This is a genomic window from Empedobacter falsenii, assembly GCF_019308355.1.
GTDB classification, from domain to species: domain Bacteria; phylum Bacteroidota; class Bacteroidia; order Flavobacteriales; family Weeksellaceae; genus Empedobacter; species Empedobacter falsenii_B.
This window is the reverse complement of record NZ_JAAGKM010000017.1, coordinates 48,904-56,196: the sequence shown is the minus strand read 5'-3', so window position 1 is coordinate 56,196 and position 7,293 is coordinate 48,904. Positions and strand designations below refer to the sequence as shown.

7 protein-coding genes are annotated in these 7,293 nt (G+C 31.6%); 4 read left to right on the top strand and 3 right to left on the bottom strand.

From position 1 onward, the window contains the following. The first annotated feature begins 182 nt into the window (after positions 1–182). Complete coding sequence (locus tag G0Q09_RS08525) at positions 183–575, top strand: hypothetical protein (RefSeq protein ID WP_219034565.1); 393 nt, start codon at positions 183–185, stop codon at positions 573–575. Between the two features lie 26 nt (positions 576–601). On the opposite strand, the gene aqpZ is transcribed toward G0Q09_RS08525, so the two are convergent. Both aqpZ and gcvP read right to left on the bottom strand, forming a co-directional pair. Then, entirely contained in the window at positions 602–1,312 is a 711-nt protein-coding gene (aqpZ, locus tag G0Q09_RS08520) for an aquaporin Z (protein WP_125350651.1), read from the bottom strand. Positions 1,313–1,464: 152 nt separating this feature from the next. Beyond that, positions 1,465–4,320: an aminomethyl-transferring glycine dehydrogenase gene (gene gcvP, locus G0Q09_RS08515; protein WP_219034564.1), complete on the bottom strand. Its 2,856-nt coding sequence runs from the start codon at positions 4,318–4,320 to the stop codon at positions 1,465–1,467. 230 nt (positions 4,321–4,550) lie between these two features. Here gcvP and hisE point away from each other — a divergent pair, with 230 nt between their 5' ends. From hisE to G0Q09_RS08500, 3 genes are read left to right on the top strand one after another with little or no spacing between them, the layout of a single operon-like run. Then, on the top strand, positions 4,551–4,895 hold the full coding sequence (gene hisE / locus G0Q09_RS08510; protein ID WP_038333824.1) for a phosphoribosyl-ATP diphosphatase: 345 nt from the start codon (positions 4,551–4,553) through the stop codon (positions 4,893–4,895). An 18-nt stretch (positions 4,896–4,913) separates the two neighbouring features. Beyond that, entirely contained in the window at positions 4,914–5,690 is a 777-nt protein-coding gene (locus tag G0Q09_RS08505; RefSeq protein ID WP_219034563.1) for a M48 family metalloprotease, read from the top strand. Positions 5,691–5,706: 16 nt separating this feature from the next. Continuing rightward, a complete protein-coding gene (locus G0Q09_RS08500) occupies positions 5,707–6,378 on the top strand; it encodes a TPM domain-containing protein (protein ID WP_219034562.1) in 672 nt (223 codons plus the stop codon). A 443-nt stretch (positions 6,379–6,821) separates the two neighbouring features. Here G0Q09_RS08500 and G0Q09_RS08495 read toward each other — a convergent pair whose 3' ends face one another. Continuing rightward, a complete protein-coding gene (locus G0Q09_RS08495) occupies positions 6,822–7,223 on the bottom strand; it encodes a thiol-disulfide oxidoreductase DCC family protein (RefSeq protein ID WP_219034561.1) in 402 nt (133 codons plus the stop codon). Positions 7,224–7,293: the final 70 nt, after the last annotated feature.

Below are 7,293 nucleotides of genomic sequence, written 5' to 3'. Positions count from 1 at the left end.
GACACAACCAATTCACAATTGGGGAATTATTTTGAATCAATTTTTAACTATATTTGAAAAAAGGATTCAACTGTAAAAACAGTCAAACCCATCTTATTTCTATTTACACAAAATTGTGGATAGTGTCAATTTGGAAAGTGATGAAAAGTCATTTACTTACTTTTCAGTATTTTATTTTTGTTATGAGTGGAATATTATTGTTTAATTTGATAGCTTTTAAATATAGTAAAATTGCTATTTTAAGTACGATTGTTTTATTTTTTGGATTATTTATTTATCGATATATAAGGTTACAAAAAAAATATCGTCAAAAATTAAGTGTGAAAAATAGAAAACTGATTTTACAAGAGCTTATTTTTAAAAATCTTTATATCATCTCGTTTGCATTTTCTTTGTTTAATCTAAGTTTGCAGGTTTTGATTCATCTTGATAATAACCAAATTATTTTAAATATTGTATTTTCGATTATATTTAGTTTTATCTTTTTACTTTTTTATGTAACCTGTTATTTTTTACCGAATAAAGAAGAAGAAATACTTAATGAATTTTATCCTGAATATCAGTTAATAAAATAAAAAAAGCTCCATTCGGAGCTTTTAGTTTATGCTTGACTTTCGTCTTTTTGTAATAATAATTTATAAATTAATCCACCTACAATTGCTCCAGCGATTGGTGCTACCCAGAATAACCATAATTGCGTTAAAGGTTCGCCGCCTACAAAAATAGCTTGTGATGTAGAACGGGCAGGATTTACAGATGTGTTAGTGATTGGAATAGAAATTAAATGAATTAATGTTAAAGCCAAACCAATTGCAATTCCAGCAAATTTTCCGTTTGCAAATTTATCTGTAGCACCTAAAATAACAATTAAGAAGAAGGCTGTTAAGACAAATTCAATTAGAAAAGCAGATAACATGCTATAACCATGTGGAGAAAAGGCTCCATATCCATTGGAAGCGAATGCACCAGCTTTGGTATTGTCAATTGCAAAATCTGAGTTTCCAGATGAGATTAAGTATAATACACCAGCTGCAGCAATTGCTCCGAGTACTTGTGAAATAATATAAGGAATAAGTTGTTTTCCATCAAATCGTCCTCCAGCAAATAATCCGAAAGAGACAGCAGGGTTGAAATGTCCTCCAGAAATATGACCAACTGCATAAGCCATTGTTAATACAGTAAGACCAAATGCTAATGCAACACCAGCGTAACCAATTCCTAATTCGGGAATACCAGCTGCAAAGATTGCACTACCACAACCTCCGAAAACTAACCAAAAAGTACCGAAAAACTCGGCAGCATAATTTTTCATAAATGTTTTAATATTAAAAGTTTAGTTAGAATGAATTTAAAAAAAAAATTAAGAAATACAAACATTTTAAACATTTAAATTATTTCAATAAAAAAAATCGCTCCGATTTCTCAGAGCGATTTGTATTTAAAAATATATTCTTTCTAGAATAATTAATCCATATAGGCTTCGATAGGAGCACACGTACAGATTAAGTTACGATCTCCGTAAGCATCATCAATACGAGAAACAGATGCAAAGAATTTACGTTCGCGAACCCATTCTGCTGGATATGCAGCTTTAGAACGAGAGTAAGGATATTCCCACTCGTCTGCTGTAATCAAGTGAATTGGGTGAGGCGCGTTGTGTAATACATTGTTGTCAACTGGATAATCTCCGTTTGCAACTTCGTCGATTTCTTGACGAATGGAAATTAATGCATCACAAAAACGATCTAATTCTGCTTTATTCTCAGATTCTGTTGGCTCAACCATCAATGTTCCAGCAACTGGGAAAGATACTGTTGGTGCGTGGAATCCGTAATCAATCAAACGTTTTGCAATATCAGTTACTTCAATTCCTGCTTTTTTGAATGGACGACAATCTAAGATAAATTCGTGCGCAACTACATTGTTTCCATTTGTATATAAGATATCAAAATGTTTCTCTAAACGAGTTTTCATGTAATTAGCATTCAAGATTGCACCTTGTGTCGCTTTCAATAAACCTTCTGCACCTAACATTAAAATGTAAGAGTAAGAAATAGGTAAAATGAATGCAGAACCATAAGGAGCTGCAGCAAATGTATTTGTCGCTTCTTTTCCTCCAGTTTCGATTAATGGAGAAGATCCTAAGAAAGGAGCTAAATGTGCTTTTACACAAATTGGTCCTACACCAGGTCCTCCACCTCCGTGAGGAATAGCGAATGTTTTGTGTAAGTTTAAGTGACAAACGTCTGCACCAATATTTCCTGGAGAAGTTAATCCAACTTGCGCATTCATGTTTGCACCGTCCATATAAACTTGACCTCCGTATGCGTGAATCATTTCAGTAACTTCTTCGATATTGCTATCAAAAGCGCCATAAGTTGATGGATAAGTAATCATCAATGCAGCTAAGTTATCTTTGTGTTTTTCACATTTTTCTTTCAAATCAACTAAATCTGTTTCACCAGATTCTAAGTTTTTCACAACAACAACTTGCATTCCAGCCATTGCAGCAGAAGCAGGGTTAGTTCCGTGAGCAGATTGTGGAATCAACGCTACATTTCTGTGTCCTTCTCCTTTTGCCTCAAAGTAAGAACGAATAACCATTAAACCTGCATATTCTCCTTGTGCACCAGAATTTGGTTGTAAAGAAGTTGCATCAAAACCTGTAATTACAGCTAAATAATCTTCTAAGTTTTTGATTAATGTTTGGTAACCTTCTACTTGATCTTTTGGAGTGAAAGGGTGTACATTCCCCATTCTTTCCCAAGACATATGCAATAATTCTGTTGCAGCATTCAATTTCATTGTACAAGAACCTAATGCAATCATCGATTGGTTAAGCGCTAAATCTTTACGTTCTAAACGTTTGATGTAACGCATTAATTCTGTTTCTGTATGATATAAATTGAAGTTTTCGTGTGTTAAGAAATCAGAAGTTCTGATTAAATCTTGAGGTAAATAAGAATCATCTACTTCAAATTCGAAACTGTCTTCTGTGTTTTTAATTGTTGCAAAAACACTTAATATTTCAAAAATATCTTCTTCAGAAGTCATTTCATCAATTGTGATTGAAATTTTTCCGTTTTCGAATCCATTTACATTAATTTCTTCTTCTGCAAAAATCTTCACAATTTCGTCAGAGTTTTCAACCTCAATTTGAATTGTATCGAAGAAATTTGTATTCACTAATTTAAATCCTAAATGCTCTAAACCTCCGTGTAAAACAGCTGCTTTAGTATGGATTTGATCAGCGATATATTGTAAACCATCTTTTCCGTGATAAACCGCGTAGAAAGAAGCCATAACTGCTAACAATACTTGTGCAGTACAAATGTTAGAAGTTGCTTTTTCACGTTTGATATGTTGTTCACGCGTTTGCAAAGCCATACGTAATGCATAATTTCCTAAACGATCTTGAGAAACTCCAATAATACGTCCTGGAATTACACGCTTATATTCTTCTGTACAAGATAAGAAAGCTGCGTGTGGTCCACCGTATCCCATTGGAACACCAAAACGTTGAGAAGTACCAATTGCGATATCAGCTCCCCATTCACCTGGAGGTGTTAATAATGTTAAAGCTAATAAATCTGTTGCAACAGCAACTTTTACGTTAACCGCATTTGCTTTTTCTACAAATGATTTATAATTATTGATTTGTCCTCCTTTTCCGATGTATTGTACAATCACTCCGAAGAATTCTTCTGTTAATTCAGTTGTTTCAAAGTTTCCAACAACTAATTCAATTCCTAAACCGTGTGCTTTCGTTTCTAAAACTGCTACAGATTGAGGGAATAAGTTGTCTGCTACAAAAAATTTGTTGACATTGTTTTTCTTTTGATCACGAGAACGAGATTCAAATAACATGTGCATTGCTTCACCACATGCAGTACCTTCGTCTAATAAAGAGGCATTTGCGATAGGTAAACCTGTTAAATCAGAAATAACAGTTTGGAAATTTAATAAAGCTTCTAAACGTCCTTGCGCAATTTCCGCTTGGTATGGTGTATAAGCTGTGTACCAACCAGCATTTTCTAATATATTACGTTGAATTGGTGCTGGTAAAATTGTACCATAATATCCATATCCAAGATAATTTTTTACTTTTTTATTTTTTGAAGCGATTTCAGCTAAATGATTAATAGCTTCAAATTCTGATAAAGCTTCTGGTAGATCCAAAGCATTTTTCAATCGAATGTTCTGAGGAACTGTTGCCTCAATTAAAGAATCAATAGAATCTTTCCCAATAACAGAAAGCATTTCAGCTGCTTGCTGCGCATTGTTTCCAATATGTCTAATGGAAAAATCGTTTGTGTTCATTGTGTTTGCGCTATGTTTATTTTCGCGTAAAAATACGTTTTTTTATCTTAAAATAAAAGTGAATAACAATCTTAAAAATTAATTGAATGAATTGATTAGAATTTTATTTTTTTAGAAATAAATGTGAATAAAAACTTTCTTTTTTTTCAAAAAATAGTAATATTGGCAATAGAATTGAGATAAATAATTCGGTAGAATTTCTTAAATTTATTCTACGTTTAAAAAAATCTATGAAAACAAACGATTTTATGGAACTTAATGAAAATACTTCTGAAGTCAAAAAAGAAAAAAAATTTCCATTCTTAAAGAAATTGGAAATAATGATGGAAGAGGCGAAATTAGAGGATGCGAAAAAATCTAAAATGAAACGTGTTCATAAAAAAGGTAATTCGCAAATCGCTAAAAAAATGGGGGAAGAAGCCGTAGAAATGGTGATTGCTTCGGAACAAGATAACGACGAAAATTTTTTGGAAGAATCGGCAGATGTTTTCTTTTATTACCTTATGGCTTTACATGCGCGTGGTTTTGAATTGAAAGATGTTTTGGAGATTCTAAAGAAAAGGTACAAAAAATAATTAACACCTTACACTGATATGCAAAAGGGCGGAACGTCGATGAAATTAATAATTGCTGCAGCAATTGTTATTTTTTCTGTTATAAAATATTTTTCTTCTTCGGAAGTCAATGAAATTACGGGCGAAAAGCAATATATTTCATTAACTAAAGATGACGAAATTGCAATGGGAATTAATTCGGCTCCGCAAATGGCTCAAGAGTTTGGTGGACTATCTCGTAATGCGCAATACCAAGAACTTGTAAAACGAGTAGGCGCGAAAGTGGTTAATAATAGTGATGCGCATAAAACGAATTATCCATTTCAGTTTTATGTATTGGCAGATAATCGTACTGTAAATGCTTTTGCATTGCCTGGTGGACCAATTTTTATTACCGAAGCCTTGTTGACACGTTTGCAAAACGAAGATCAATTGGCTGGAGTTTTGGGACATGAGGTTGGTCACGTTATTGCGCGTCATAGTGCAGAACAAATGTCGAAACAAGAGCTTTCGCAAGGAATTTCAGGAGCGGCAGGTGTGGCAGCTGGAGATGCAAATTCGGCTTATTATGCGCAAGTTGTGGCGAATATGGTGAATATGAAATATGGTCGTGATGATGAATTGGAGTCTGATGATTTGGGCGTTCGATTTATGATTCAGGCAGGATATAATCCTGAAGCATTGATTGGTGTAATGGATATTTTGGAAGAAGCTTCAGGAGGAAGCCAAGTTCCAGAATTTCAAAGTACGCATCCATCTCCATCTAATCGTCGCGAAAAAATAAAAGCTGCCATTGAGAAATATAAAAATCAGTAGATTTTAATTCGTTGTAATGATAAGAAAAATACTTCTATCAATTATTTTATTTACAAATATTACATTTTCTTATGCACAAGATTATGATCAAATAAGCAAAGAAATCTGTAAATCATTTAAAAAGAAAAAACCAGCTAAAAATTTATTAGATTTTAATAAATATTTCAATACTGATGCAGAAGACTTTTTAATATCAGATGTAAACATTTTTCAGTTCAATCTACAAAAGAATTTGATTAAAAATTGTACTGAATTTCCTTATATTGAAAATTATTCTTTGATTCCGTTTTCAAATGTTGTTGATTTAGAAAAAGTTTTTAATAGAGAAGAGTTAGCAAAACTTGAAAAACAATTAAAGAAAATTCAAAAGACCAATCGTTTTCAGCTATTTATAATTTCTACAGATGATTATTTTCCAAATGAAAATATAACAGATTATTCATTTTCAATCCTTAATAACAATAGTTCTGATCGATTTCAAAAGGGAAATATGATAATTGTGTTTAATTTAAAATCAAGAGAAGTTAGAATTTCGACGAATGATATTGCTCGAAATATAATTTCTGACGATTTTTCTCAAAAGCTAATTGATGAGGTAGTTGTTCCAAACTTTAGTGAGGAAAAGTATTTTAAAGGAATCAATGAAGCTATTGTAAAAATTAATGAAAAAATAGTTGTAGAAGATTAAATAATTTAAACAGAGGTTAATAAAATGAAAGTACATTTTTCATTCCTTGAAGTTTTATATCTTGCTCAAGTCATTTGTTGTTTTTTATTTATTAAATACACAGATGGATTAGGCTATATGCAAGGAAATGATTTTTATTATACTTCCCAATTACAATCTTCTGGAGGTGAAGATGAAGTTTCAATTTATAGTTTAGGATTGATAACAATACTATTTTTATTCATTAGCATTCTTTCAAAAAGGAAATATAGAGTATTATCATTTTATTTGTTGTTTGCTTATTTTTCGCTTTTTTAATTCAAATGGGAGAAATAGATTCAACAATATTAAATGGAAACTTTGTTCTCTTGATAATTGTAGTAATAAACCTTTTATTGACTTTTTATTTTTGGGTAATTCTTTTTAAGAAGATTAAAAACTATTTGAATCAAGAAGTTTAAAACTTAATCTAAAAACTTCGCTTTCAATTCAGGAGTAGGTAACCAGCAACTTTCTTGTTTTCCGAACCAACGATAACGATTTTTCGCAATAAAACTATAAACCACATCGCGTAAAGGCTTTGGAACAATCATAAAAATAGTCAACCAAGAAGTTATTCCGTCCAAATATTTCGAAATTTTAAGTGCGGCAGATGATTTGGTATAAAATTTATCATCTTCAATAAAAACGACAGAATCAAATTGAGCGGCATCCAAATTATTTTCTTTCAAAAAATTTTGTCCAAAATCAGATTGTAATGAAGCAAACTGAAATTGATTTTTATTGTCATGTTCAATCACAAACTGAACAGATTGATTGCATAAATTGCAAATTCCATCAAACAAAATAATTTTCCTCGTTTTCATACAATAAATATACGCTAAAAGTAGCTAAACTCTAAAGGTTATTTTTAAATTAGCCAAAATTAACAATCAA

Excerpts from the sequence above, each read along its gene's own strand:
- G0Q09_RS08525 (WP_219034565.1), top strand. The coding sequence starts at position 183 with ATGAGTGGAATATTATTGTTTAATTTGATAGCTTTTAAATATAGTAAA.
- aqpZ (WP_125350651.1), bottom strand. The coding sequence starts at position 1,312 with ATGAAAAATTATGCTGCCGAGTTTTTCGGTACTTTTTGGTTAGTTTTC.
- gcvP (WP_219034564.1), bottom strand. The coding sequence starts at position 4,320 with ATGAACACAAACGATTTTTCCATTAGACATATTGGAAACAATGCGCAG.
- hisE (WP_038333824.1), top strand. The coding sequence starts at position 4,551 with ATGAAAACAAACGATTTTATGGAACTTAATGAAAATACTTCTGAAGTC.
- G0Q09_RS08505 (WP_219034563.1), top strand. The coding sequence starts at position 4,914 with ATGCAAAAGGGCGGAACGTCGATGAAATTAATAATTGCTGCAGCAATT.
- G0Q09_RS08500 (WP_219034562.1), top strand. The coding sequence starts at position 5,707 with ATGATAAGAAAAATACTTCTATCAATTATTTTATTTACAAATATTACA.
- G0Q09_RS08495 (WP_219034561.1), bottom strand. The coding sequence starts at position 7,223 with ATGAAAACGAGGAAAATTATTTTGTTTGATGGAATTTGCAATTTATGC.